The organism is Alterotamlana spongicola (genome assembly GCF_035818475.1).
In the GTDB taxonomy this organism is placed as follows: Bacteria; Bacteroidota; Bacteroidia; order Flavobacteriales; family Flavobacteriaceae; genus Cognatitamlana.
In genome coordinates this window covers 245,862-272,244 of record NZ_JAYMGV010000001.1, presented here as the reverse complement: position 1 = coordinate 272,244, position 26,383 = coordinate 245,862, and the positions used below count along the sequence as shown (strand labels likewise).

Here is a 26,383-nt window from a genome sequence, read left to right as displayed (position 1 = left end):
CCTGACAGGTTAAAAAAAAGAGAGATAAAGTGAGTAAAAAACAATTTGAAACAGAAGCTATACGCACGCAATCTGAAACCACACAGTTTTCAGAACATTCAGTGCCCTTGTATTTAACATCTGGATTTGTGTTTGAAGATGCAGAAGAAATGCGAGCTTCCTTTGCTGAAGAGAAGCAACGTGATTTATATAGCAGATATAGTAACCCCAATGTAAACGAATTTGTAGATAAAGTGTGTTTAATGGAGGGGGCAGAATCCGGTTTTGCATTTGCAAGCGGAATGGCAGCAGTGTTTTCAACTTTTGCAACATTATTGGATGCGGGAGACCATGTAGTATCATGCAGTTCGGTTTTTGGAGCTACTCATGGTTTATTTACCAAGTATTTTCCAAAATGGAATATTGAGTGTTCTTATTTTAATATAAATGAAGTTGAGGTAATAGAAGATTTAATACAACCAAATACTAAGTTTATTTATGCAGAAACACCTACAAACCCGGGTGTTGATGTGTTAGATTTAGATTACCTGAGTGCCATCTGTAAAAAGCACAATTTATTACTGGTGATTGATAATTGCTTTGCCACGCCATATTTGCAAAACCCTATAAAGCATGGTGCAGATTTAGTGATTCATTCTGCTACAAAATTAATGGATGGACAAGGGCGAGTACTTGGGGGGATTACGGTTGGGAAAAAGGAACTCATTCGTGAAATTTATTTGTTTTCAAGGCTTACCGGACCGGCAATGAGTTCATTTAATGCCTGGGTATTATCCAAATCTTTGGAGACATTAGCTGTCCGAGTTGAAAAGCATTGCGAAAATGCTTTAAAATTGGCCACATATTTGGAAGCACACCCCAAAGTAAAGTGGGTGAAATATCCATTTTTAAAATCACATCCTAAATATGATGTTGCAAAGAAGCAAATGAAATTGGGAGGAAACATTGTAGCTTTTGAAGTAGAAGGTGGCCTAGAAGGCGGCCGGGCTTTTTTTGATGCTATTAAAATGTGTTCACTATCGGCTAATTTAGGAGATACAAGAACTATTGTAACACATCCTGCTAGTACTACACACGCCAAGGTTGAGCCCGAAGTCAAAGCCGCAGTAGGCATTACGGATGGTATGGTACGTTGCTCTTTAGGATTAGAACATATAGATGATATAATAGCTGATTTGGAGCAAGCTTTAAGCTAGTTTAGTATGAGGTTATTTACAGTAGATTCGTTTACAAGCAAACCTTTTAAGGGTAATCCGGCAGCAGTTTGTGTGCTGGAAAAGCCACTTACAGAAGCGCAATACGTTGATATTGCCCAAGAGATGAATCTATCTGAAACCGCGTTTGTGTATTTAGAGAACGAAGTATATCAATTACGTTGGTTTACTCCTGAGGTAGAAATTGACCTTTGCGGACATGCTACTTTGGCAACCGCTAAAATCTTGTTTGATAAATATAAGGTTGAGAAAGAGGTTTTAGAGTTCAATACCAAAAGCGGTATTCTAACTGTAAGACAAGTTGGAGAGCTTTTGGAAATGAACTTTCCTATTGGAAGATTATCGGAAGTTAAGGAAAAAGACACATTGTTAGAGAAGGTGTTAGGAGCTACTCCTATGTCAATTTTAGAGAGTAATAATTGGTATTTGATTGAATTTGACAATGTAGAACAGATAAAAAAACTGACTCCTAATTTTAATAGTTTGAGTCAGCACCATAAAACAAAGTTTATAGTTACGGCTAAATCCCAAAATGAATCCTACGATTTTATTTCTAGGTTTTTTGCACCTGCAGCAGGAATCAATGAAGACCCGGTAACTGGTTCTGCGCACTGTTATTTGGCAAATTATTGGAGTACAAAGTTTTCAAAAAAAATAGTAATTGGTTATCAGGCGTCTAAACGCGGTGGATTAGTTGAATGTGAGGTGGTTGAAAACAATCGAGTTTTGCTACGTGGTGATTGTGTTATAATGAGCGAACTGCTTCTTGAGTGGTAATGGAAATATTAATTCACAATGAAGTTTTATAAACAATTGTGTTTTCGACCAATTTACACTCTTATGAATCTTGCTTAATTTATTTATATTAGCATCATGCTATCCAAAAAAACAAAATACGGACTAAAAGCACTGACTTATATTGCCAGGAGCGAAGGTGATTCACCTATTCAGGTTAGTGAAATTGCTAAAAATGAAAGCATTCCTCAGAAATTTTTAGAAAGTATCTTACTTACTCTTAGAAAAGCTGGGGTTTTAGGCTCAAAAAAAGGAAAACACGGGGGGTATTATCTTAGAAACGCCCCTTCTGAAATAAAAATGACAGATGTTATGCGTGTTCTTGAAGGGCCTATAGCTATGGTGCCCTGTGTAAGTTTAAATTATTATGAAAAGTGTGACGATTGTCCAGATGAGCTTAAGTGTAGTGTGCATAAGCTTATGATCGAGGTTAGGGATAGCACGCTTAAAGTGTTCAGAAATACAACTTTACAAGATTTGTCTGGTACCTAATCAATTAAAAAAAACGCATATTTTTTGTCTTTTTCTGTTAGGTTTCTTCATTTTATCGTCAAAATAATCCATTATTCTAAAAAATTGCAATAGAAGTTTGTAGTGTAAAAAAAAGTATTACTTTTGTAAACCCTACTAAATTGATAGGATTAATATAAAATAACGACAAATGATTGCGCAAATGTTATTAAAGAGTAAAGAAAAGTCCACTTATAAAGAAGATAGTGTTGGAGAAAAACCAATACGTAGTGTTGCTAAAGCATTAAGCTGGAGAGTAATTGGAACTTTAGATACTTTAGTTGTTTCTTATATTCTAACAGGAAGAATATCAGTAGCAGCTTCAATAGCGTCTGTAGATTTTTTAACAAAAATGATATTATACTTTTTTCACGAACGTATCTGGAATTCAATTAAGTGGGGAAAATAAATCGATAGAATGATGTTTACAGAAACTCAAATAGAAGAATTAAATAAAAGTTTAGAAAAGGCAACGCCTGCTGAAATTATTAAGAAAGCTTTAGAGCTTAGTAATAAAGTTGTGGTGACAACAAATTTCAGGCCTTATGAAGCAGCAATTTTAAATGCTGTTAACTTGGTAAAAACAAAAATACCTGTTGTTTGGTGTGATACGGGTTATAATACACCACAAACCTATAAACACGCCGAGCAGGTTATTAAGGATTTAGACCTGAATGTGTTTTTATATGTGCCTAAACAAACATCGGCGCATAGAGATGTAGTTATGGGAATTCCGGGTGTTGATGCTCCTGAGCATGCACTTTTTACTGAACAGGTAAAATTAGAACCGTTCAGAAGAGCCATGGACGAACACAAGCCAAAAGTTTGGTTTACCAATTTACGCCAAGGGCAAACGGCGTTTAGAAATAGTATCGGGATTTTTAGCTTAAGTAAAGATGGGGTTTTAAAAGTAAGTCCTTTTTATTATTGGACTGACGAAAAGTTAGACGCCTATTTAGAAGAGTATAATTTACCAAATGAGTTTAAATATTTTGATCCAACAAAAGCATTAGCAAATAGAGAGTGTGGCTTACACGCGTAAAAGTTTGCAGCAGGTAATCATAGTAAATAGTTAAAAAGATTAAGAAAAACATTTGTGAATTGATAACAAATGGAAAAATTATAAAAATGAATAAAGACACATCACATATCAACTCGCTGGAAAACGAAGCGATATACATCATGAGAGAAGTAGCAGCACAATTTGAAAAACCGGTGTTGTTATTTTCAGGAGGGAAAGATTCTATTACTTTGGTAAGGTTAGCTGTTAAAGCTTTTTATCCGGCAAAAATTCCGTTTCCATTAATGCACATTGATACAGGGCATAATTTTCCTGAAACCATTGAGTTTAGAGATCGACTGGTTGAAGAGTTAGGCTTGGAATTGATTGTTAGAAACGTGCAGGATTCTATTGACCAGGGGAAAGTTAAAGAAGAGTCTGGGCGTTATGCAAGTAGAAATATGTTGCAAACCACAACGCTTTTAGATGCATTGGAAGAGTTTAAGTTTGATGCAGCTATTGGTGGAGCAAGACGTGATGAAGAAAAGGCCAGAGCTAAAGAGCGTATATTTTCGGTACGTGATGATTTTGGACAGTGGGATGAAAAAAACCAACGTCCGGAATTATTTGATATGTTGAATGGTGATATTGATCATGGTCAAAATGTGAGAGTATTCCCTATCTCAAATTGGACAGAATTAGATGTTTGGTCTTATATAGAAAAAGAAAACATTGAGATTCCATCTATTTATTTTGCACATAAACGTAAAGTCTTTTTAAGAGATGGTATGATTTGGTCTGCTGAAGATGGAGTAGTATATAGAGATGATAATGAGGAGGTTATTGAGGAAATGGTGCGTTTTAGAACCGTAGGAGATATGAGTTGTACAGCAGCAGTATTATCAGATGCTGTATCTATTTCTAAAGTGGTAGAAGAAATTAGAGAATCTACTATTTCAGAACGTGGGGCACGTATAGATGATAAACGTTCAGAAGCCGCCATGGAAAAACGTAAACAACAAGGATATTTCTAATACCTAGTTAATAAGTGTTAGTTATTGGCTACTGGCAGTAAATAAGATTTTTAAAATAATAATAAAATATAAGTTGTTGAATTTTAATGTGTATTAAGAAAACAAATAATCATTAATCAACAATAAATAACAATACAGATGGAAGTATTAAAAATTGCAACAGCAGGAAGTGTAGATGATGGAAAAAGTACGTTAATAGGACGTATACTTTACGATACAAAATCATTAACTACAGATAAGTTAGAAGCTATTGAAAAAACAAGTAAACAACGTGGTTATGATTATTTAGATTTTTCGTTAGCCACAGATGGTTTGGTTGCTGAAAGAGAACAAGGTATCACAATTGACGTAGCACATATTTATTTTTCTACAGCAAAGAAGAGTTACATTATTGCAGATACTCCAGGTCACGTAGAATATACGCGTAACATGGTAACAGGAGCTTCCACTTCTCAGGCATCTATTATTTTGATTGATGCTAGAAAGGGCGTTATTGAGCAAACAAATCGTCATTTCTTCATTAATAATTTATTGAGAATTAAAGATGTTGTTGTTGCGATTAATAAAATGGATTTGGTTGATTATTCAGAAGAAGTTTATAATAAAATTAAAACTGATTTTGAAGAATTGATGAGTAAAAGAGATTACCAGGATCAAAAAATCACATTTATTCCAGTTAGTGCTTTAAAAGGTGATAATGTTGTGAATAAAACAGACAAGATGCCTTGGTATGAGGGTGAAGCATTGTTAGAGCATTTAGAGCAATTAGATAAGGCAGATATTTTTAATGTTGGTACACCACGTTTCCCTGTACAATATGTGATTCGTCCAAAAACAGAAGAGTTTCATGATTTTAGAGGATATGCAGGTAAAGTATACGGTGGTAATTTAAGTGTTGGTGATGATATTATTGTGTTGCCATCTAAAACCCGTTCTAAAATTAAAGATATCTATTTCTATGATGAGAAATACGAAACAGCTTCAAGGCGTTCATCTGTGACTATTACGTTAGAAAATGATATCAATGTAAGTCGCGGTGATATGATTGTTAAAGAAGGTGATATTCCAACTATAGAGAAACAATTTACTGCTAATGTATGTTGGATGGATTCAGATCAGTTAACCCCAGGAGGGAAATATATTGTGCAGCACGGTATAAATAAGGTGTTAGCAAAAGTTGATAGAATTAATCATAAGATCAATCCGGACTATTCCGGAATAGAAAAAGATGTTAAAGGTTTAGAAGTTAATGATATCGCTTCGGTATCGTTCAAGTTAAACAGACCAATTTTCTATGATCAATTTAAAAACCACAGAACTAACGGATCTTTTATTTTAATTGATCCACAATCAAATAATACAGTCGGAGCAGGCTTTATTCAATAAAAACAATTAAAAACACTTTCAAATAAAAGAAGGTAGGTCAGGTATATCATGCAAAGTTTTAGAACAGAAATAGAAAACCCAGTTGTAGAAAAAGATATTATTGAATTAGCTAATAAAATTGAGCTTTTCAACAACGGAAAAATAGACGAAGAAAAATTTAGAAGCCTACGTTTGGCAAGAGGTGTTTATGGCCAACGTCAAGAAGGTGTACAAATGATTCGTATTAAATTACCTTACGGAAAAGTAAAGAGTAATCAATTACATAGAATTTCTGATGTTTCAGATGAATATTCTCGTGGACGTTTACACATAACAACACGTCAGGATATTCAAATTCACTATGTAGATTTGAACAGAACTCCGGAACTTTGGGCTGAATTGGAGCGTGATGATGTTACGTTACGTGAAGCTTGTGGTAATACGGTAAGAAACGTTACAGCCAGCGAAACAGCAGGAATTGACGTAAACGAACCATTTGATGTGTCACCATATGCAGATGCGTTGTACAAGTTTTTCTTAAGAAACCCAATTTGTCAGGAAATGGGACGTAAGTTTAAAGTATCTTTTTCATCATCAGATGAAGATACCGGGCTGTCATACTTACACGATTTAGGTTTTATAGCGAAGGTTGAAAATGGAGAACGCGGATTTAAAGTGATGCTTGGTGGTGGTTTAGGATCACAACCACGTCATGCCGATGTGTTGTATGATTTCTTACCAACAGATAAAATAATTCCAGTAATGGAAGGTGTTTTAAGAATTTTTGATCGTCATGGTGAGCGTAAAAGTAGAGCCAAAGCACGTATGAAATTTTTAATCAAGGATATTGGTCTTGATGCCTTTAAAACTTTGGTTGAAGCAGAACAAAATGCTATTGAGTTTAAATCGGTTGCCATTGATGCTAATGCATATGAAGCTTCTGTACCGGTTGAACTTACTGAAGTACCAAGTGTTGATATTAAAGACCAACAAGCATTTGAAACCTGGAAATCTACAAATTTAATTGCCCAAAAGCAGGAGGGGTATGTGGCCATAGGAATTAAGGTGTTGTTAGGAGATTTTTATACAGATAAAGCAAGATTATTGGCCGATTTAGTAGATAACTATGCAGCAGGAGAGATCCGTTTATCACTACGCCAAAATATTGTTATTCCGTTTGTGAAAAAAGAACTGGTGCCGTTCTTTTATACAGAACTAGAAAAACTAGGGTTTGTTGAAGCGGGTTATAATAAGGCGGTTGATATTACGGCTTGCCCAGGAACAGATACCTGTAATTTAGGTATTGCAAGTAGCACGGGAATTGCAGATGAATTAGAACGTGTAATTAAGGCAGAATATCCGCAATATCTAAAGAACAAAGACTTGGTGATTAAGATTAGCGGATGTATGAATGCCTGTGGACAACATAATATGGCAAATATTGGTTTCCAGGGGATGTCGGTTCGTACACCGGATAAATTAGTTGCTCCGGCATTACAAGTGTTATTAGGAGGAGGGAATTTAGGAGATGGAAACGGTGTGTTTGCAGATAAAGTGGTTAAAGTACCAAGTAAAAGAGGCCCTGAAGCCTTAAGACGTATTTTAGACGATTTTGAAGCCAATGCAAACGGAAAGCTGTTTGTAGATTATTATAAAGAAAAAGGAGAAAAGTATTTTTATGATTTCTTAAATGACCTACAAGATGTTACTAACTTAACACAATCTGATTTTATTGATTGGGGAGAAGAAGAGAAGTATGTCAAAGAAATTGGTATTGGAGAATGTGCAGGTGTAGTTATAGATTTAATTGCGACCTTATTCTTGGAAAGTGAAGAGAAAATTGAAAATGCTAAAGAAGCCCTTAATAATAAGGTATATTCAAGTGCTATTTACCATGCATATAGTTCTTTGGTAAATTCCGCTAAAGCGTTATTACTGGCTGAAAACAAAAAAACAAATACACATGCTGGCATTATCAGTCAGTTTGATGAATTATTTATTGCGAGTAAACAAATAGATTTAGGTGTTTCTTTTTCTGAATTAATATATCAAATCAATAAATTTGCACCTACTGCTGATTTTGCGTCTAAGTATATTGAAAATGCCAATGCGTTTTTACAAAAAGTTAGAGCTTACAGAGAAACGCAAACTGAACTAGAAAAGAAGGCAGTTTAATAAAGAATATGAATGTTAAAACCCCAAAATTAACGGTAGTTGGTGCAGGTCCAGGTGATGAAGATTTAATAACTCTTAAAGCTATTAAGGCTATTGAATCTGCAAATGTCATTCTTTATGATGCGCTTATTAACGAGGCTTTACTTAAATATGCTTCAGAGGAAGCGGAGCTTATTTTTGTAGGCAAACGTAAGGGATGTTATGCGTTTCAACAAGAACAGATTAATGAGCTTATTGTTGCCAAAGCCAAAACGAAAGGCCATGTTGTTCGCTTAAAAGGTGGTGATCCGTTTATTTTTGGAAGAGGAGCAGAAGAGATTGACTATGTTAGGTTGCATGGAATAGAAACTTATGTGGTGCCTGGTATTTCATCATCAATAGCAGTACCGGCATATCAGGGAATTCCACTTACAAAACGAGGGGCTTCAGAAAGTTTTTGGGTAATAACCGGAACTACTAAAAAGCATCAGTTATCTGGTGATGTAGCTTTGGCAGCCAAATCATCAGCGACAGTAGTTATTTTAATGGGTATGAGTAAACTGGGAGAAATCGTTAAGATTTTTTCAAATGAAAATAAACAAGATGTAGCGGTAGCTGTTATTCAAAATGGAACCAGAGCTAATGAAAATGTAGGTATAGGAACTATTGAGACGATTGAATCAATAGTTGAAAACAAGCAATTAGCTAACCCGGCTATTATAGTTATAGGTGATGTTGTAAAAGAAAGGGCGGTTTTAGGTTCTATTTATGAAGAAGTAAAAGCGAACTTATGAAGGAACAAGGGGATATAAACGATTTGGAAAAGAAAGAAAAGGAAAGAAATAATTTATATCCTATTTTTTTAAAAGCAAAAAGTTTAAATGTGCTTATTATTGGTGGCGGCTTTGTGGCAGAAGAAAAATTAAGCTTTCTTTTAAAATCAAGTCCTGATGCCCATGTAACCATGGTGTCACCTATGTTTAGAAAAGGTACTCTGGAATTAGCTAAAAAAGCGGAGGTTACTTTAATTAAAGAAAAGTATAAAAAAGAACACTTAAAGGGAAAGCATATTGTTGTAGCAACGACAGATATTCCTAAAGTAAATATAAAGGTTCATAAGCACTGTAGAAAGAAAAGTATTTTGGTTAATGTTGCAGATAATCCGCCTTTTTGTGATTTTTACATGGGTGGTATTGTAACAAAAGGCAATGTAAAGGTAGCGATTTCAACAAATGGAAAATCGCCAACAACAGCTAAGCGTTTACGACAGTTTTTTGAGGAAGTAATCCCCGAGAACATAGACGACTTAGTAAAGAATTTAAACGAATATAGAAAAACAATAAAAGGTGATTTCGAACAAAAAGTGGAAACATTAAACGAATTCACAAAAGGATTAATTGAAAAAAAATCATAAAAATGATTAAGACTGATATACTTATTATCGGAGCAGGACCAACAGGATTATTTACTGTATTTGAAGCAGGATTATTAAAGCTAAAATGCCATTTAATTGACGCATTACCACAACCGGGGGGGCAATGCTCTGAGATTTATCCAAAGAAACCAATTTATGATATTCCGGGTTTTCCAGAAATTTTAGCAGGAGACCTAACAAAAAACCTGCTGGAACAAGGTAAGCAGTTTGAACCAGGGTTTACTTTAGGTGAACGCGCAGAAACTATTGAAAAACAGGAAGATGGTTCGTTTATTGTAACAACAAATAAAGGGACGCAACATCATGCGCCAGTGATTGCAATTGCAGGTGGTTTGGGGTCTTTTGAGCCTAGAAAACCAGCTATTGAGGGCATAGCGGATTATGAGGATAAAGGTGTAGAGTATATTATTAAAGACCCTGAATTTTATAGAAATAAAAAGGTGGTGATTTCCGGTGGAGGGGACTCGGCATTAGACTGGAGTATCTTCTTAACTGATGTAGCTTCAGAAGTGACTTTAATTCATAGAAGAAATGAATTTAGAGGCGCTTTAGATTCTGTTGAAAAAGTAAGAGAGTTAACTCAAGAAGGGAAGATTAATTTAGTAACCCCAGCAGAAGTCAAAGAATTGCATGGAGATGATAAAATTGAAGCTGTTACTTATGTAAGAGATGGTGAGTCAACTACAGTTGAAACAGATCATTTTATTCCTTTATTTGGATTATCACCTAAATTAGGACCTATAGGAAATTGGGGATTAGAGATAGAAAAGAATGCTATTAAAGTTGATAATTCATTGAACTATCAGACAAATATTCCAGGGATTTTTGCCATTGGTGATGTAAATACATACCCTGAGAAATTGAAGTTGATACTTTGTGGGTTCCATGAAGCTACTTTAATGTGTCAGGCCGCTTATAGGATTATCAACCCAGGTAAAAGATATGTGTTGAAATATACAACAGTAAGTGGTATTGATGGTTTTGACGGAAGCCGTAAAGAAGCTCCTAAAGCTGTAGTACAGGCTATTAATTAATTGATTTAAGAAGATGATGTGTCAGACCAGATAGGGTTTTAATACCTGACAGGTCTTTTTTAATCCTGCAAGGCTTTATACTGAAATAAGTTCAGCGCATGAAGCTTTGTAGGATTTAATAATTTAATTAAGAAAGAATTACAGAATAAGATTATACATTTATAAACTCTAAAGGTTAAGTACATAAAAAGCTAAATTACAAATGAAAAGTTATAATGTTTGCTTAAAAGATACCGTTAAAACGTTTACAAAACGATTATTTTATTCATTATTTGATTGTGAACAGGAAGAAGTTCATAGTGACTATTTAGAGAAAACATTTCTTAGAATTTTATCTAAATTAGAGATAGGAAATGGTGAAACTATATGGACAGAATTTAAACAGAAACTTCCTGAAATAAGACAAGCTTTAGATTTAGATGCCATTGCATTTGAAAATAACGATCCGGCATCCCATAGTTTAGAAGAAATTTATATGGCTTATCCGGGATTTCATGCTATCTCTATTTATAGGTTAAGTCATGCACTTTATAAGCTAGGTGTTTATATTTTACCAAGAATGATGAGTGAATATATTCATGGTATTACCGGTATAGATATCCATCCTGGGGCAACTATAGGTAAATCATTTTATATTGACCATGGAACGGGTATTGTCATTGGAGAAACATCAATTATCGGAGAACATGTCAAAATATACCAAGGCGTTACATTAGGAGGTATTTCGATAGCTAAAAGTTTAGCATCTACAAAGCGCCACCCTACTATTGAAGATAATGTTTGTATATATGCTAATGCCACAATTTTAGGAGGCGATATTGTAATTGGAGCAAACAGTATTATTGGAGCTAATGTTTGGATTACGCAATCTGTTCCGGAAAATTCATTAGTTACTTATCAAACTGAAATAAAGATCAGACCAAAGAAAAATGGCATACGGTAAAACTATATTAGAAGAAATTGGAAATACGCCAATGGTTGAGGCAACCCATATTCTTAAAAAGGATAACGTTAGATTATTCTTGAAGCTTGAAGGCAATAACCCCGGAGGAAGTGTAAAAGACCGTGCGGCATTTAATATGATTAATGAAGCTTTAAAACGGGGTGATATTCAAAAGGGAGGTACTTTGGTGGAGGCTACCAGTGGGAATACAGGTATCGCATTAGCTTTTATAGCACAATTATTAGGATTGAATATGATACTGATAATGCCCGAGAATTCAACTGTAGAACGAGTGAAAACCATGCGTGCTTATGGGGCAGAAGTCATTTTAACACCTGCTGATATTGGTATTGAAGGCTCCCGCGATTTAGCCTTTAAGCTAAGAGATGAAAAAGGGTATATACTTTTAAATCAGTTTGAAAATGATGATAACTGGAAAGCTCATTATAAAACTACGGGGCCGGAAATTTGGAGAGATACAGAAGGCGAGGTGACGCATTTTGTATCTGCCATGGGCACTACGGGAACTATTATGGGTACTTCAACATTCCTGAAAGAAAAAAATAAAGAAATAGTCATAGTAGGTGCACAACCGGCAGATGGAGCCAGAATCCCAGGAATTAGAAAATGGTCACCAGATTATGTGCCCAAGTTTTTTGACCGTTCTAAAGTAGATGTTGTGGTAGATGTAAGCGAAGAAAACGCTAAAGCTACAACACAACGTTTAGCAAAAGAAGAAGGTGTTTTTGCAGGCATGAGTAGTGGTGGTGCTGTATTTTGTGCATTACAAATAGCCGAATCATTAGAAAAAGGCGTTGTAGTTGCTGTTATTTGTGATAGAGGCGATAGGTATTTGTCATCTGTTTTATTTGAGTAAATGACCTAAGGACTGTAAGGTTCCCTTAACTTAGAAGATCTGTCAAAGTATAAATTAAATAGGATAACAAAAATATAGTTGTTATTTTTGTCAACCAGTTCATTAATGTGTTAGTGTTATCAAGAAAGGTAGAGGGATTAGACCCAATGAAACCTTGGCAACCCTTTAACTTGTAAAGAAGGTGCTACGTTCTACTGCTTGTTCTGAATTTATTTTAGGAACTCGTCAGACAGATAACGAATAGTATTTTTACTTTTCTTGATGATATTATACTTAAAATAATATCAAAATGTCAAACATACATGAAGCTTTAAAGGAGCGGATTTTGGTTTTAGATGGTGCTATGGGTACCATGTTACAAGCCTATAAATTCACAGAAGAAGATTTTAGAGGCGAGCGTTTTAAGGATTACCCAACACCATTACAGGGCAATAATGATTTGTTGTCTATAACACAACCGGAAGCTATCAAGACTATTCATGGAAAATATTTTGAAGCCGGTGCAGATATTGTTGAGACCAATACATTTTCCGGAACTACAATTGCTATGGCAGATTACCAAATGGAAGATTTGGTATATGAGCTTAATTATGAATCGGCTAAAATAGCAAAAGAAGCTGCAGATGAATTTACAGCAAAAGAACCACATAAACCACGTTTTGTGGCTGGGTCAATGGGGCCTACAAACCGTACGGCAAGTATGTCGCCAGATGTAAACGATCCGGGATATAGAGCTGTCACTTTTGATGAATTACGAGTAGCTTATAAAGAACAAGCCGAGGCTTTGGTTGATGGTGGTGTAGATTTGCTATTGGTTGAAACTGTATTTGATACCTTGAATGCCAAAGCAGCGTTGTTTGCCATAGAGCAAGTTAAAGAAGAACGTAATATAGATATGCCAGTTATGCTAAGTGGAACAATTACCGATGCTTCAGGTAGAACATTGTCAGGGCAAACAGCAGAAGCATTTTTAATTTCAGTATCACATATTCCGTTATTATCTATTGGTTTTAATTGTGCATTAGGAGCTAATTTACTACAACCACATTTGGAGGCTATAGCCCATAAAACAGATTTTGCGGTTTCGGCACATCCCAATGCAGGTTTGCCAAATGCTTTTGGAGAGTATGATGAAACTCCGGAAGAGATGGGTGCTCAAATTGAAGAATATTTGAAAAAGAACCTGATTAATATTATAGGCGGTTGCTGCGGAACATCACCAGATCACATTAGAGTAATTGCAACTATTGCAGCTAAGTATAAACCCAGGCAAACTGTTACCCCAAGTACAGTTGAAGGGACGCTTTAGTTATTAGTTATGATTTTAGAAGTAGCCATATTAAATATAAAACAAGGATTGTCAGCTGAGTTTGAAATCAATTTCAAAAAAGCAGAAAAGATTATTAAATCCATAGAAGGTTATGTATCACACGAGTTAAAGAAGTGTATAGAAGAGGAAGATAAATATATATTATTGGCAAACTGGGAAACTATTGAAGCCCATGAAGTTGGCTTCAGGAAATCAGAAAAATATCAAGAATGGAAAGCATTATTACACCATTTTTATGAACCGTTTCCAACAGTAGAACATTATAAGTCTTGTTAGGTTTTTAAAACCTGATAGGTCTTAATAGGACGATCAAAGATGAAGATAAAACAAACAAAATATATGCGTTTATCAGGATTAGAACCTCTAATCCTGAATGAAAACAGCAACTTTATTAATATTGGTGAACGGACTAATGTTGCAGGGTCCAGAAAGTTTTTACGTTTAATAAAGGAAGAGCAATTTGATGAAGCTTTAGATATAGCACGACATCAAGTAGATGGTGGTGCTCAGATTATTGACATCAATATGGACGACGGGCTTATTGACGGAAAAGAAGCCATGGTACGTTTTCTGAATCTGATTGCAGCTGAGCCAGATATTTGTCGTGTACCTATTATGATTGATAGCTCTAAGTGGGATATTATAGAAGCCGGACTTCAGGTAGTACAGGGTAAATGTGTAGTGAATTCTATTTCACTTAAGGAAGGTGAAGACAAGTTTATTTGGGAAGCCAAACAAATAAAGCGTTATGGAGCCGCTGTTATTGTTATGGCATTTGATGAGGTAGGGCAAGCCGATAATTATGAAAGGCGAATAGAAATTGCTAAGCGCTCTTATGATGTTTTAGTGAATAAGGTTGGTTTCCCGTCTGAAGATATCATTTTTGATTTAAATGTATTTCCTGTTGCTACAGGAATGGAAGAACACCGCAGAAATGCCATAGACTTTATAGAAGCCACACGTTGGGTGAGAGAAAATTTAGAGAATGTGAGTGTTAGTGGAGGAGTGAGTAATGTGTCCTTTTCATTCAGAGGAAATAACACAGTTAGAGAAGCTATGCACTCTGTGTTTTTATACTATGCTATTCAGGCAGGAATGAATATGGGGATAGTAAACCCAGCCATGTTGGAGGTTTATGATGATATTCCAAAAGACTTATTAAAGCATATTGAGGATGTTATTCTTGATAGGCGTGATGATGCCACAGAACGTTTATTGGAATTTGCAGAAACCGTAAAGGGAACAAAGGTTGCAAAAACCGTTGATCTATCCTGGCGAGAAAACCCATTACAAGATAGAATTACACATGCTTTAGTAAAAGGAATTGATGCTTTTATAGTTGAAGATATTGAACAAGCCAGGCAAGAAGCAGAAAAGCCTATTGAGGTTATTGAAGGGCATTTGATGATAGGTATGAACGTAGTTGGTGACTTGTTTGGAGCGGGTAAAATGTTCTTGCCCCAAGTGGTAAAATCAGCACGTGTGATGAAAAAAGCTGTGGCTTATTTGAATCCGTTTATTGAAGCTGATAAGGCAGACGCTTCAGAGCCTGTTGGTAAAATTCTAATGGCTACTGTAAAAGGAGATGTACATGATATTGGAAAAAATATAGTAAGCGTGGTATTGGCCTGTAATAACTATGAAATAGTTGATTTAGGGGTTATGGTACCACCCGAAAAAATCATAGAAACCGCTATTAGTGAACGTGTAGATGCTATTGGGCTATCCGGTTTAATAACGCCTTCATTGGATGAAATGGTGTATTTGGCTAAGGAAATGCAGCGTCAAAATTTTGAATTGCCATTGTTGATTGGAGGTGCAACTACCTCAAAAGCACATACGGCAGTTAAGATTGATACGCAGTATGAAAAAGCGGTGGTTCATGTGAATGATGCATCCAGAGCTGTAACTGTTGTTGGAGACTTATTAAATAAGAAAACATCAAATGAATATGTTGCTAAATTAAAGCAGGATTATGATGAGTTCCGTACCAAGTTTTTAAAACGAGGTAAGGAGAAATCTTATATATCAATAGAAGAGGCACGTAAGAGAAAGTTTAAAATTGATTGGGAGGCTACTAATATTGTAAAACCTAAAGAGATGGGAGTTCAGATGTTGAAGCAACTGAGCTTAAAAGAATTATTGCCCTTTATTGACTGGAGCCCGTTTTTTAGAAGCTGGGATTTACACGGTAAATACCCGGATATTTTAAAAGATGAGGTCGTAGGAGAACAGGCCACCCAGTTATACGAAGATGCTCAGGATATGATCAAGCAAATTGTGGCTAAACAGCAGTTAAGGCCTAAAGCCGTTTTTGGGTTATTTGAAGCAAATTCAATAGGCGATGATGATATTTCTGTTCAGAAAAAGGGAGAACAAATAGCTGTTTTCAGAACATTGCGTCAGCAATTAAAAAAGCGCGAAGGTATTCCTAACCATGCTTTGGCAGATTTTATTGCTCCAAAAGATTCCGGTAAAACAGATTATATAGGCGCGTTTTGTGTAGGGATTTTTGGGACTCAAGAATTAGCTGATAGTTATAAAGAAAAACACGATGACTATAATGCTATTATGGCACAAGCTATTGCCGATAGGTTTGCTGAAGCTTTTGCTGAATATTTGCATAAACAAATAAGAACCAAACATTGGGGCTATGCAGCAGATGAAGATTTAAGTAATAACGATTTAATTAAAGAGAGTTATAAAGGTATTCGTCCGGCACCGGGATATCCGGCTTGCCCTGATCATTTAGAAAAGGAAACCATTTGGGAATTGTTGGAGGTTGAAAAAATAATTGGGGTTAAACTTACAGAAAGTTTAGCCATGTGGCCGGCCGCCGCAGTTTCAGGATATTATTTTGCAAATCCGGAAGCTAAGTACTTTGGTTTAGGGAAAATAACGGATGATCAAGTCATGGATTACGCTGAAAGAAAAGACATAACAAAAGATAAAGCCAGAAAGTGGTTGCATGCTAATTTAGCAGGCTAAGTAGTTAGACCTGTCAGGTTTTTAAAACCTGACAGGTCTGGATTTAGAGGAGAATGCGTTAGGGATAGTAGTGAAAAGCCCACAGCGATGGCGAGGACTTGTAACGAATAGCCCGACCACGAGCTTTCCTGAAAAGGTTTTTATGGATATTGATAGTATAGGCGAAGGGGAAACGCCCAAAAAATAAAGATTAATACTAAAAAATCTGCTTTTGCAGAACATGAATATGAAAGTAACAGATCACATTAAAAAGGCCAACGGCAAAACATTATTTTCATTTGAGGTCATTCCACCGAAGAAAGGAAAGAAAATACAGGACTTATACAATAATATAGATCCGTTAATGGAGTTTAAACCACCGTTTATTGATGTGACCACATCACGTGAAGAGTATGTGTATATTGATAAAGGTAATGGGCTTTTAGATAAACGAATTACCCGTATGAGACCTGGTACTGTTGGTATTTGCGCTTCTATTATGCATAAGTATAAAGTGGATGCTATCCCACATTTATTGTGCGGTGGGTTTACCAAAGAGGAGACTGAATATGTTTTGGTTGACTGTCATTATTTGGGGCTTGATAATGTGATGGCTTTACGTGGAGATTCTATGAAGGATGAGCCTTATTTTAAACCGATAAAAGGAGGTAATGCTTTTGCCAGTGATTTAGTTGCGCAAATTGCAAACTTAAATAAAGGTAAATATTTGCATGACGACGTAGAAGTTGAGCATAATTCTGATTTTTGTATAGGTGTTGCCGGTTATCCTGAAAAACATATGGAAGCGCCATCATTGATGACGGACCTGAAGCGTTTAAAAGAAAAAGTGGATGCGGGTGCGGATTATGTGGTGACCCAAATGTTTTTTGAAAACAGTAAATATTTTGAATTTGTTGATAAAGCCAGAGAAATGGGGATTACTGTTCCTATTATTCCGGGGATTAAACCTATTGCCGTAAAACGTCATTTGCAATTATTGCCGCAGGTGTTTAAAATTGATTTGCCTCAGGATCTTATTGAGGCTGTTGAGAATTGTAAAGATAATAAAGCAGTAAGACAGGTAGGAATAGAATTTGCAATTCAACAATCAAAAGAATTAAGAGCAGCTGGTGTTCCTGTACTACATTATTATTCTATGGGGAAAAGCGATAATATACATGCTATAGCCTCAGCATTATTTTAATTTGTTGGTTTAGAAACCTAATTAATGAAGTCTTTATATACCTGTTTTTTCTGTTTAATTTTTGCTATTGGGTTTTCGCAGGAAAAGCAGTATACCTCTTTTGTTGATGTTAATTATTTTAGAGGAAATATAGCTGAACATAATAGTGATATATTGCACTTAATAAAGGGGCACCCGGAAGGAGTGATTTTAAGCTGGAATAAAAAGACGTATGGGTTTAAGGATTGGGAACAGCGTTATAATTATCCGGATTACGGTGTGTCTTTTGCCTATCAGAATTTAAAAAATGATGTTTTAGGAAATAATTACTCACTTTATGCACACTATAATTTTTATTTTTTAAAACGGCATTTAATGTTTCGTGTGGGACAGGGGGTTGCTTTGACAACAAACCCTTATGATAAACTTAAAAACTATAGGAATAATGCTTTTGGATCGAGGTTTTTAAGTAGTACCTACTTCATGTTGAATTATAAAAAGGAGCGTGTTCTTGATCGGTTTGGTCTACAGGGAGGACTTTCATTGATCCATTATTCAAATGCCAATGTAAAAGCACCCAATACCAGTGTTAATTCCATTACTCTTAATTTAGGAGTTACTTATAGCTTGGATGAGACTGAACCGGAATTTATTACAACTATAATTGATGGTGAAAAAGAAAAATTTACCGAACCTATTAAATATAACCTTGTCTTTAGAACTGGTATTAACGAAAGTGACGTTGTTGGAAGTGGTCAGTTTCCTTTTTATATTGTATCTGCCTATGCTGATAAACGAATCAATATAAAAAGTGCATTGCAATTTGGTACTGATGTGTTCTTTTCCAGATTTTTAAAGGAGTTAATTTACTATCAAAGTGTGGCTGGGCTTGGAGAAAATGTGTCCGGCAATGAAGATTATAAACGTGTTGGTGTGTTTGTTGGACATGAACTATTTGTTAACAGGATGTCTTTAATTACACAGTTAGGATATTATATATATTATCCTTTTGATTTTGAAGGACGTTCATACATCAGAGTAGGTTTGAAACGCTATTTTGGAAAAAAATGGTTTGGAGCATTAACATTAAAATCACACGGTTTTAAAGCGGAAGCTGTTGAATTTGGAGTTGGTTTACGATTATGAAAAGACTATTCTATATTATTATTCTAATAATAGCTTTTGCTTGTGATAGTGAACAAGCAAATAGCTGTTTTAAAACAGCGGGGGGTATTATTCAGCAAGAAGCCGTTGTAGCAAATTTTGATAAGATTTTGGTAAACAGAAATGTTGAATTGATTTTAAAAGAAGGAGCTGAACAGCAAGTTATTATTGAAACGGGAAAAAATTTGATGCCAGATGTAGAGGCTAAAGTTTTAGAAGGAAAACTTATTTTAACGGATAATAACATATGTAATTATGTGCGTGATTATGGCATTACAAGGGTATTTGTAACGTCTCCCAATATTGTAGAGATACGAAGCTCTACACAGCAGGATATAAAATCAGAAGGTGTATTAACTTATCCGAATTTAACAATTCTATCAGAAGACTATGGAGTGCCAAATACATTTACAAGTGCGAATTTTTATTTAGACATAGATAATGATAATTTAAGAGTGGTTTTTAACAACCTATCTAATGCCTTTATTTCCGGAAGAACCACCAATTTAAACCTTACTTTTGCAGCGGGAACCTCGCGTTTTGAAGGTAGAAATCTTGAGGCAGAAACCGTTAACTTTTGGAACAGAAGCTCCAATGATATGATAGTAAACCCTCAACAGAAATTGAGCGGTAGGATATCAGGAACAGGAGATGTTATTGCTGTTAATAAGCCACCAATTGTTGAAGTGGAGGAGCAGTATAAAGGACAGTTATTTTTTGAATAAATGTACTGATTGCTTTGCTATTTCCAATTCTTCATTAGTAGGAACCACCAAAACCTTAACTTTTGATGTCTTAGAACTTATGGTTCTTATCTCCTTTGAACGTTTTTTGTTTTTCTCCAAGTCTAATTGAATGCCTAAAAAATCTAAATCTTCGCAAACCATTTTACGTATTAAATCAGAGTTTTCTCCAATACCAGCTGTAAAAACTATAGCATCTAATCCATTTAAGACAGCTGCATAACTTCCAAGATATTTTTTAATACGGTAGGTGTTCATTTGTAATGCCAATTGACAAGCTTTGTTGCCTTTTTCTGCTTCATCCTGAATGTCTCTTAAGTCACTATGCCCAGTAAGTCCCAGCATGCCACTTTTCTTTTGTAAAAGTGTGTTTATTTCAGATAAGCTATAGTTGAATTTGTCAGCCAGATAAAATATAATGGCTGGGTCAATATCTCCAGAGCGTGTTCCCATAATTAAACCGCTAACCGGAGAAAATCCCAGAGAATGATCAATACTTTTTCCATCCTTAACCGCAGTCATACTACAACCATTACCTAAATGAATCGTTACAATTTTAGACTGTTCTTTTCCTAAAAACTCAATCGCTTTTTCTGAAACGTACTTATGACTGGTGCCATGAAATCCATACAAACGTATATTGTGTTTTTCTGAAAATTCTTGAGGAATAGCATATCTATACGCCTTTTCAGGAATAGATTGATGAAAGGCCGTATCAAAAACAGCTACCTGTTTGGCGTTTGGGAATATGGTTTCAGCAACTTCAATACCTTCCAGGTTTGGCGGATTGTGTAAGGGAGCCAAAGATGAAAGGGCTTTAATTTTTGTTTTAACTTCGTTAGTAATTTCAGTAGTGTCGCTAAAATGTTTACCACCATGAACTACCCGGTGCCCTACAATATCAATATCATCGGCAGATTTAATTATACCGGTTTTTGAATTTAATAACTGTTCTGCTAATAATTCTAGCCCAACTTTATGATTTGGTATTGAAGTAATTACTTCAATAGAATCCTGAGCGGTGTTAAATTTGAACTTTCCATCTTCCAGGCCAATGCGTTCAATTAATCCGGAACAAAGAATGTTTTCTTCCGGCATTGAAAATAATTGAAACTTTAATGAAGAACTTCCTGAATTTAAAACTAATACCTGCATGCTTAAAATTCTTGAGCTTGGATAGCGGTTATTATTACTGTACTGTAAATATCATCGGCAGTACAGCCCCTACTTAAATCATTAACCGGTTTATTAAGACCTTGTAACATTGGTCCTATGGCCAACGCCCCAGTCTCCCTTTGTACCGCTTTATAAGTATTGTTTCCGGTATTTAGGTCAGGGAAAATCAAAACACTTGCCTGACCGGCAACCTCAGAGTCTGGTAATTTACTTTTACCAATACGCATATCTACCGCAGCATCATATTGAATCGGGCCTTCTATTTTGAGGTTAGGAGCGTTAGATTTAGCAATTTCGGTAGCTTTCCTAACTTTATCAACTTCCTCCCCTTTGCCAGATGCACCTGACGAATAGGACAGCATGGCTATTTTAGGTGTAACACCAAAATTTTTAGCCGTTTCTGCTGATGAAATAGCTATTTCTGCTAATTGCTCTGCATTAGGATTGGGGTTGATAGCACAATCTCCAAATATGGAAACACGGTCTTCCAAACACATAAAGAACACAGATGAAACAATATTTACCCCTGGTTTGGTTTTTATAAATTGTAAAGCAGGACGTAGTGTGTGTTGTGTGGTATGTACAGCACCGGAAACCATACCATCTGCATGTCCTTTATAAATCATCATGGTAGCAAAATAGGAGACATCAGACATAGCATCTTTTGCCATGGCCAGATTAACACCTTTATGTTTTCTTAATTCATAAAAGGTATTGGCATAATCCTCAAAATGAGGAGAATTATGTGGCGATACAATGTTAATATCATCAATATTCAATGAAATATCATAACGTTCAATGCGTTCCTGAACTTTTTCTTTTTCACCAATTAAAGTCAATTCAACAACATGTGCATCAATCAATCTGGCCGCAGCGCGTAAAACGCGTTCGTCATAACCCTCAGGTAATACAATATGTTTTTTGTCTTTTAAGGCACGTTGGAGTAAATTGTATTGGAACATCCTTGGCGTAAAAATACCTGACTGGAACGTAATTAGATCGTTAGAAAGTTTATCGGTATCTACATATTTTTCAAAGGTAGATATAGAGGTTTCAATTTTCTCGGTGTTTTCAGCATAAATCCTGGATTTTATCTTTCCAATACTGTTGGTTACTGAAAAGGTGCCGCCTTTAACACTTATAATTGGTACAACAGTTGTGAGCCCTTCAATTAATTTTAGAATAGGATCTTCAGGAATGAGTCCTCCTGTTAATATTATTCCGGAAATCTTTGGGTAATTTTTTGAGGCATTTGCCTGTAAGGCACCTAAAATAATATCAGCTCTGTCACCGGGAGTTATTACCAGAGCGTTTTCTTTAATATGGTTAAGGTAATTGCGTAATTGCATAGCTCCAACACTAAAATTCTCCGATTGATTGTTAATCATGTCTTCACCAAAAAGGACATTCCCTTTTAATTTTTTAACAATTTCTTTAATCGCTGGGCTAGCTAAACTTTTAATTTTTGGGATAACAGAAATATCGGTTCCGTCATTGATACGGGATTGTAACAGAGGTTTAAGGGTGGGGATATCTTCAGATGCAATTTTATTGATCATAATGGAAAGTACATCAACTTCTTCTTTAAAAGTATCATGTGCCAGTTGAACATTTTCAACAATTTCTGATATGGATTTTCCATCACCTTGAGAAACAATAATAACAGGTAAGCCTAAATTTTTAGAAATTAAGATGTTAATGTCCAACTCTAAACTGGAAGCTTCGTGTGAAAAATCAGTGCCTTCAACTAAAACAAAATCAAAGCGCTCTTCTAAATATTTGTATTTTTTGATGATGTAATCAATAGCATCACCGGACTTTCCTTTATTATATAGGTCTAATACTTCACTTCGGGTATAAGCAAAAGTTTTTTTGTAATTGATATCAATTTCAAAATGTGATATTACTGTATTGATGTGATTGTCCATCTCACCAGCTTCAGTATCTTCAATAATAGGTCTAAAATAGCCTACTTTGGCTGTTTTCCCTAAGAGCATACGCATTAAGCCAAGAACAACAACAGATTTACCACTGTTAGGCTCAATTGTAGCAACATAAATTCCTTTACTCATGTTTAATTTTTATTGTATGCAAAGATAGCTTATTCCTTAATTTAAGTTATCTATGCTTATTTAGTGTTTTACAATGCAAAATTAATATCTTCAATTGTTGATGAAGATGATTTTTGTCATACTTATATTTTAATTGACAAAATGAATGTAATGGTTATTGATATAGTATAGTTTATTTAGAAGTTAAATCTCTAAAAAGAGATTCTAAATTTGCATTCTTTTGGTTGAGCTGAAGTATTTTTAGTTGGTTGTCATGTGCAAAATCAAAGACAGAAGAGCGCATATCTTCAGAAGTTTTAAAAGTAATTTCATAAACAAAGTCATGAGGGTTTATTACACTTTTTACTTTAGGAAGTTTTAAAAGAAAAGCATCTTCAACCCGATAATCAAATTCAACAATAACCACCTGTTCTTTTTCATCTCTTAAATCTTTCAATTTCTTATCAGCAACTATTTCTCCTTTGTTGATAATAATAACGCGGTCACACATGGCTTCAACTTCCTGCATAATGTGAGTTGATAAAAAAACGGTTTTGGTTTTACCAACAGATTTAATGAGGTTTCTAATATCTACCAATTGATTGGGATCCAAACCTGTAGTGGGTTCATCTAAAATTAAAACATCCGGGTCATGTAATAAAGCATTTGCTAAACCAACCCGCTGGCGATATCCTTTTGATAATTGACCAATTTTTTTATGTGCTTCAGGTCTTAATCCGGTAATTTCAATAACCTCATCAATACGCTGTTTGCTTACATTATATATATTGGCATTAAAAGCTAAATACTCCTTTACATATTGCTCCAGATATAAAGGGTTATGTTCCGGTAGATAACCAACACTAAGTTGTACGTCCTTAATATTGCGGGTTGTATCAAAGCCATTAACTTTAATATGCCCCTCATTAGCATTTAAGTAGGTGGTTAATATTTTCATCATTGTTGATTTACCCGCCCCATTTGGTCCTAAAAAACCAACAATTTCTGGTTTGTTAACTTTAAATGATATACTATTTAACGCTTTTTGATTTCCGTAAAGTTTTGTAACGCCTTCAACTTCAATAGACATAATTAAAATTATTTGTCCAAAAATAATGATTATCTAATGTAATATGAGTTTTACTATAAAATCTTTAAAACTTTTAATAAAAGTGTAAAAAAAGGGTTTGTGATGTTTTGTTTTCTTAAATAAATAATTACTTTAGCCACGCAATTATAACAATGAGAGTATATTATACATATTTTAACAACTGGTTTTATTTCTTTTTTAGCAAAAGGAGCGAGGCGTTGTATGTATAATTTATAACAAATAAATTTAAGTATGAGTCTCGATGAAAATCGAGACTTTTTTTTGTTCAACCATTAATGAAACAAGTTCTGATTAATAATTAGAATAATAAATTATAAAATTGAATTTTGATTAAAACGGTAGCCATACAGGGAGTTAAAGGGTCTTTTCATCACATTGTGGCGCAACAATTTTTTGAAACTTCTGTTGATTCTATTGAATGTTTAACATTTGATAGAGTGGTTGATTCCTTAAAAGCAGAAGAATGTGATGCAGCCATTATGGCTTTAGAGAATTCTATAGCAGGTTCAATAATACCTAATTACGCTTTAATTGATAAGCAAGGTTTGCACATTGTTGGAGAACATTATTTGGACATTCAGCACAATTTAATGGCCTTACCCAATCAAAGTATTGCTGATATTGAGGAAGTCTATTCACATCCTATGGCATTACTTCAATGTAAGGAGTTTTTTAAAAAACATCCCCATATCAAATTGGTTGAGGATAAGGATACTGCAGAAGTTGCTCAACGCATTAGTGAAAAAAAGCTTAAAGGTATAGGGGCTATTGCCAGTGTAGCCGCCGCAGAAATTTTTGGACTTGATATTTTGTCACATAGTATACAGACCATCAAGCACAATGAGACGCGATTTGCGATAGTTAAGCGAACAAATTCTGAAGTTTCTGAAAATGAAATTAATAAAGCGTCAGTGAAATTTGAAGCGAACCATAAACGGGGAAGCCTGGCCACTATTTTAAATGTAATGAGTGATTGCAAGTTGAATTTGACAAAAATACAATCTCTTCCAATTATTGAAACCCCCTGGAAGTACGCTTTTTTTGTAGATGTTACTTTTGATAGTTACGATGATTTTAAAAAGGCTAAATCTGTAATAGAAATAATGGGCGAAGAATTTAAAGTATTAGGAGAATATATAAATGCTAAGTTATGATTGAGGTAGCTAATCGTTTACAAACCGTTGAGGAATACTACTTTTCAAAAAAACTAAGAGAGGTAGGCTTGCTTATTGCAAGTGGGAAACCTATTATTAGTTTAGGTATTGGAAGCCCTGATTTACAGCCTCCAAAAAAAGTATTAGATGCCATCTCTGAAAGTTTTCAGGATGCCAATGCACATAAATACCAAAGCTATCAGGGACTTCCTGAGCTAAGGGATGCTATTTCAAAGTTTTACAGGCAGCATTTTTCAGTAAACCTGAGCCCGTCTACAGAGGTACTGCCTCTAATGGGAAGCAAAGAAGGGATTATGCACATTTCCATGGCCTATTTAAATGAAGGTGATGAGGTTTTAATACCAAACCCGGGGTATCCAACCTATCAATCGGTTACCAGGTTGGTTGGAGCAAAAGGCGTGCTCTATGATCTGAATGAGGCCAATGCATGGTTACCGGATTTTGAAGCTTTAGAAAAAACAGATTTAAGCAAAGTAAAATTAATGTGGGTTAATTACCCGCATATGCCAACTGGAGCCCAGCCCTCAAAAACATTATTTGAAGAGCTAGTGGCTTTTGGGAAGCGTCATAATATTTTAATAGTTAATGATAACCCATACAGTTTCATTTTAAATGATTCACCTCAAAGTATATTGAGTGTTGAAGGAGCCAAAGAGGTGTGTTTAGAACTTAACTCGTTGAGTAAAACCTTTAATATGGCAGGCTGGCGTGTAGGAATGGTTGTTGGAGATAGCCAGTATATCAATAATATTCTGAAAGTAAAAAGCAACATGGATTCAGGAATGTTTTATGGCATACAAAAAGGAGCTATTGAAGCTTTAAAGTGTTCAAGCATGTGGTTTGCAACGCTAAATAATGTGTACCAGGAACGTAGAAAACTAGTGTGGCAATTGGCAGATGCGTTAAACTGTTCGTATGATAAAAATGCAACAGGAATGTTTGTTTGGGCAAAATTACCTGCTTATTTGAAATCAGAAGAGTTTATAGATTTAGTTTTAAAGGAGAATCATATTTTCATAACTCCGGGTACCGTTTTTGGAACCCAGGGAGAAGGTTACATCAGGTTTTCTTTATGTGCTTCAAATGAAGCTATAGAAGAAGCCATAGCTAGAGTAAAATAAG

At 35.1% G+C, this 26,383-nt stretch carries 24 protein-coding genes and 1 riboswitch; of the genes, 21 read left to right on the top strand and 3 right to left on the bottom strand.

Annotated elements, in window-relative coordinates; all coding sequences use genetic code 11:
• Positions 1-29: 29 nt before the first annotated feature.
• The 19 genes from VOI54_RS01235 to VOI54_RS01145 all read left to right on the top strand — a co-directional run bounded on the left by VOI54_RS01235 (position 30) and on the right by VOI54_RS01145 (position 19,730).
• Positions 30-1,196 (top strand): trans-sulfuration enzyme family protein, encoded by a 1,167-nt coding sequence (locus VOI54_RS01235; protein WP_326280901.1) that lies wholly within the window; start codon positions 30-32, stop codon positions 1,194-1,196.
• A gap of 6 nt (positions 1,197-1,202) precedes the next feature.
• Positions 1,203-1,991, top strand: a complete 789-nt coding sequence (locus VOI54_RS01230) for a PhzF family phenazine biosynthesis protein (RefSeq protein WP_326280900.1) — start codon at positions 1,203-1,205, stop codon at positions 1,989-1,991.
• Between the two features lie 96 nt (positions 1,992-2,087).
• Positions 2,088-2,501 (top strand): RrF2 family transcriptional regulator, encoded by a 414-nt coding sequence (locus VOI54_RS01225; RefSeq protein WP_326280899.1) that lies wholly within the window; start codon positions 2,088-2,090, stop codon positions 2,499-2,501.
• A 169-nt stretch (positions 2,502-2,670) separates the two neighbouring features.
• On the top strand, positions 2,671-2,928 hold the full coding sequence (locus tag VOI54_RS01220; RefSeq protein ID WP_326280897.1) for a DUF2061 domain-containing protein: 258 nt from the start codon (positions 2,671-2,673) through the stop codon (positions 2,926-2,928).
• A gap of 9 nt (positions 2,929-2,937) precedes the next feature.
• Positions 2,938-3,561: a phosphoadenosine phosphosulfate reductase domain-containing protein gene (locus VOI54_RS01215; RefSeq protein WP_326280896.1), complete on the top strand. Its 624-nt coding sequence runs from the start codon at positions 2,938-2,940 to the stop codon at positions 3,559-3,561.
• Positions 3,562-3,647: 86 nt separating this feature from the next.
• The gene (cysD, locus tag VOI54_RS01210; RefSeq protein WP_326280894.1) at positions 3,648-4,553 is read left to right on the top strand and encodes a sulfate adenylyltransferase subunit CysD; all 906 of its coding nucleotides are present in this window, start codon (positions 3,648-3,650) and stop codon (positions 4,551-4,553) included.
• A 138-nt stretch (positions 4,554-4,691) separates the two neighbouring features.
• The gene (locus VOI54_RS01205) at positions 4,692-5,939 is read left to right on the top strand and encodes a sulfate adenylyltransferase subunit 1 (protein WP_326280893.1); all 1,248 of its coding nucleotides are present in this window, start codon (positions 4,692-4,694) and stop codon (positions 5,937-5,939) included.
• 48 nt (positions 5,940-5,987) lie between these two features.
• On the top strand, positions 5,988-8,093 hold the full coding sequence (locus tag VOI54_RS01200; protein WP_326280891.1) for a ferredoxin-like domain-containing protein: 2,106 nt from the start codon (positions 5,988-5,990) through the stop codon (positions 8,091-8,093).
• Positions 8,094-8,101: 8 nt separating this feature from the next.
• Positions 8,102-8,866: a uroporphyrinogen-III C-methyltransferase gene (cobA, locus tag VOI54_RS01195; protein WP_326280890.1), complete on the top strand. Its 765-nt coding sequence runs from the start codon at positions 8,102-8,104 to the stop codon at positions 8,864-8,866.
• A complete protein-coding gene (locus VOI54_RS01190) occupies positions 8,863-9,486 on the top strand; it encodes a precorrin-2 dehydrogenase/sirohydrochlorin ferrochelatase family protein (RefSeq protein WP_326280888.1) in 624 nt (207 codons plus the stop codon). The genes cobA and VOI54_RS01190 overlap by 4 nt, the downstream gene beginning before the upstream one ends.
• Positions 9,487-9,488: 2 nt before the next feature.
• Positions 9,489-10,541 carry an NAD(P)/FAD-dependent oxidoreductase gene (locus VOI54_RS01185; RefSeq protein ID WP_326280887.1) on the top strand — a complete coding sequence of 351 codons (1,053 nt, stop codon included), beginning with the start codon at positions 9,489-9,491 and terminating at the stop codon, positions 10,539-10,541.
• Between the two features lie 202 nt (positions 10,542-10,743).
• Positions 10,744-11,484, top strand: a complete 741-nt coding sequence (gene epsC / locus VOI54_RS01180) for a serine O-acetyltransferase EpsC (RefSeq protein WP_326280886.1) — start codon at positions 10,744-10,746, stop codon at positions 11,482-11,484.
• Complete coding sequence (gene cysM / locus VOI54_RS01175; protein WP_326280885.1) at positions 11,471-12,361, top strand: cysteine synthase CysM; 891 nt, start codon at positions 11,471-11,473, stop codon at positions 12,359-12,361. The genes epsC and cysM overlap by 14 nt, the downstream gene beginning before the upstream one ends.
• 113 nt (positions 12,362-12,474) lie before the next feature.
• A riboswitch (SAM riboswitch) is annotated at positions 12,475-12,601 on the top strand.
• Between the two features lie 49 nt (positions 12,602-12,650).
• Positions 12,651-13,670, top strand: a complete 1,020-nt coding sequence (locus VOI54_RS01170) for a homocysteine S-methyltransferase family protein (RefSeq protein ID WP_326280883.1) — start codon at positions 12,651-12,653, stop codon at positions 13,668-13,670.
• Between the two features lie 9 nt (positions 13,671-13,679).
• On the top strand, positions 13,680-13,967 hold the full coding sequence (locus VOI54_RS01165) for an antibiotic biosynthesis monooxygenase family protein (RefSeq protein WP_326280881.1): 288 nt from the start codon (positions 13,680-13,682) through the stop codon (positions 13,965-13,967).
• Between the two features lie 39 nt (positions 13,968-14,006).
• On the top strand, positions 14,007-16,679 hold the full coding sequence (gene metH / locus VOI54_RS01160; protein ID WP_326280880.1) for a methionine synthase: 2,673 nt from the start codon (positions 14,007-14,009) through the stop codon (positions 16,677-16,679).
• Between the two features lie 226 nt (positions 16,680-16,905).
• Positions 16,906-17,862: a methylenetetrahydrofolate reductase [NAD(P)H] gene (metF, locus tag VOI54_RS01155; RefSeq protein WP_326280879.1), complete on the top strand. Its 957-nt coding sequence runs from the start codon at positions 16,906-16,908 to the stop codon at positions 17,860-17,862.
• Positions 17,863-17,886: 24 nt separating this feature from the next.
• Entirely contained in the window at positions 17,887-18,987 is a 1,101-nt protein-coding gene (locus VOI54_RS01150) for an acyloxyacyl hydrolase (RefSeq protein ID WP_326280878.1), read from the top strand.
• Positions 18,984-19,730 carry a head GIN domain-containing protein gene (locus VOI54_RS01145; protein WP_326280877.1) on the top strand — a complete coding sequence of 249 codons (747 nt, stop codon included), beginning with the start codon at positions 18,984-18,986 and terminating at the stop codon, positions 19,728-19,730. Before VOI54_RS01150 ends, VOI54_RS01145 begins: the two co-directional genes overlap by 4 nt.
• Here the strand turns inward: VOI54_RS01145 and VOI54_RS01140 are convergent.
• The 3 genes from VOI54_RS01140 to gldA form a co-directional block, all read right to left on the bottom strand.
• Entirely contained in the window at positions 19,716-20,903 is a 1,188-nt protein-coding gene (locus VOI54_RS01140; protein WP_326280876.1) for an acetate/propionate family kinase, read from the bottom strand. The genes VOI54_RS01145 and VOI54_RS01140 overlap by 15 nt on opposite strands.
• Before the next feature lie 2 nt (positions 20,904-20,905).
• The gene (gene pta / locus VOI54_RS01135; RefSeq protein ID WP_326280875.1) at positions 20,906-22,996 is read right to left on the bottom strand and encodes a phosphate acetyltransferase; all 2,091 of its coding nucleotides are present in this window, start codon (positions 22,994-22,996) and stop codon (positions 20,906-20,908) included.
• A 172-nt stretch (positions 22,997-23,168) separates the two neighbouring features.
• Complete coding sequence (gldA, locus tag VOI54_RS01130) at positions 23,169-24,065, bottom strand: gliding motility-associated ABC transporter ATP-binding subunit GldA (RefSeq protein WP_326280874.1); 897 nt, start codon at positions 24,063-24,065, stop codon at positions 23,169-23,171.
• 347 nt (positions 24,066-24,412) lie between these two features.
• Here gldA and VOI54_RS01125 point away from each other — a divergent pair, with 347 nt between their 5' ends.
• Together VOI54_RS01125 and VOI54_RS01120 are read left to right on the top strand one after the other, a co-directional pair.
• Positions 24,413-25,240: a prephenate dehydratase gene (locus VOI54_RS01125; protein ID WP_326280873.1), complete on the top strand. Its 828-nt coding sequence runs from the start codon at positions 24,413-24,415 to the stop codon at positions 25,238-25,240.
• A complete protein-coding gene (locus VOI54_RS01120) occupies positions 25,237-26,382 on the top strand; it encodes a pyridoxal phosphate-dependent aminotransferase (protein ID WP_326280872.1) in 1,146 nt (381 codons plus the stop codon). Before VOI54_RS01125 ends, VOI54_RS01120 begins: the two co-directional genes overlap by 4 nt.
• Position 26,383: the final 1 nt, after the last annotated feature.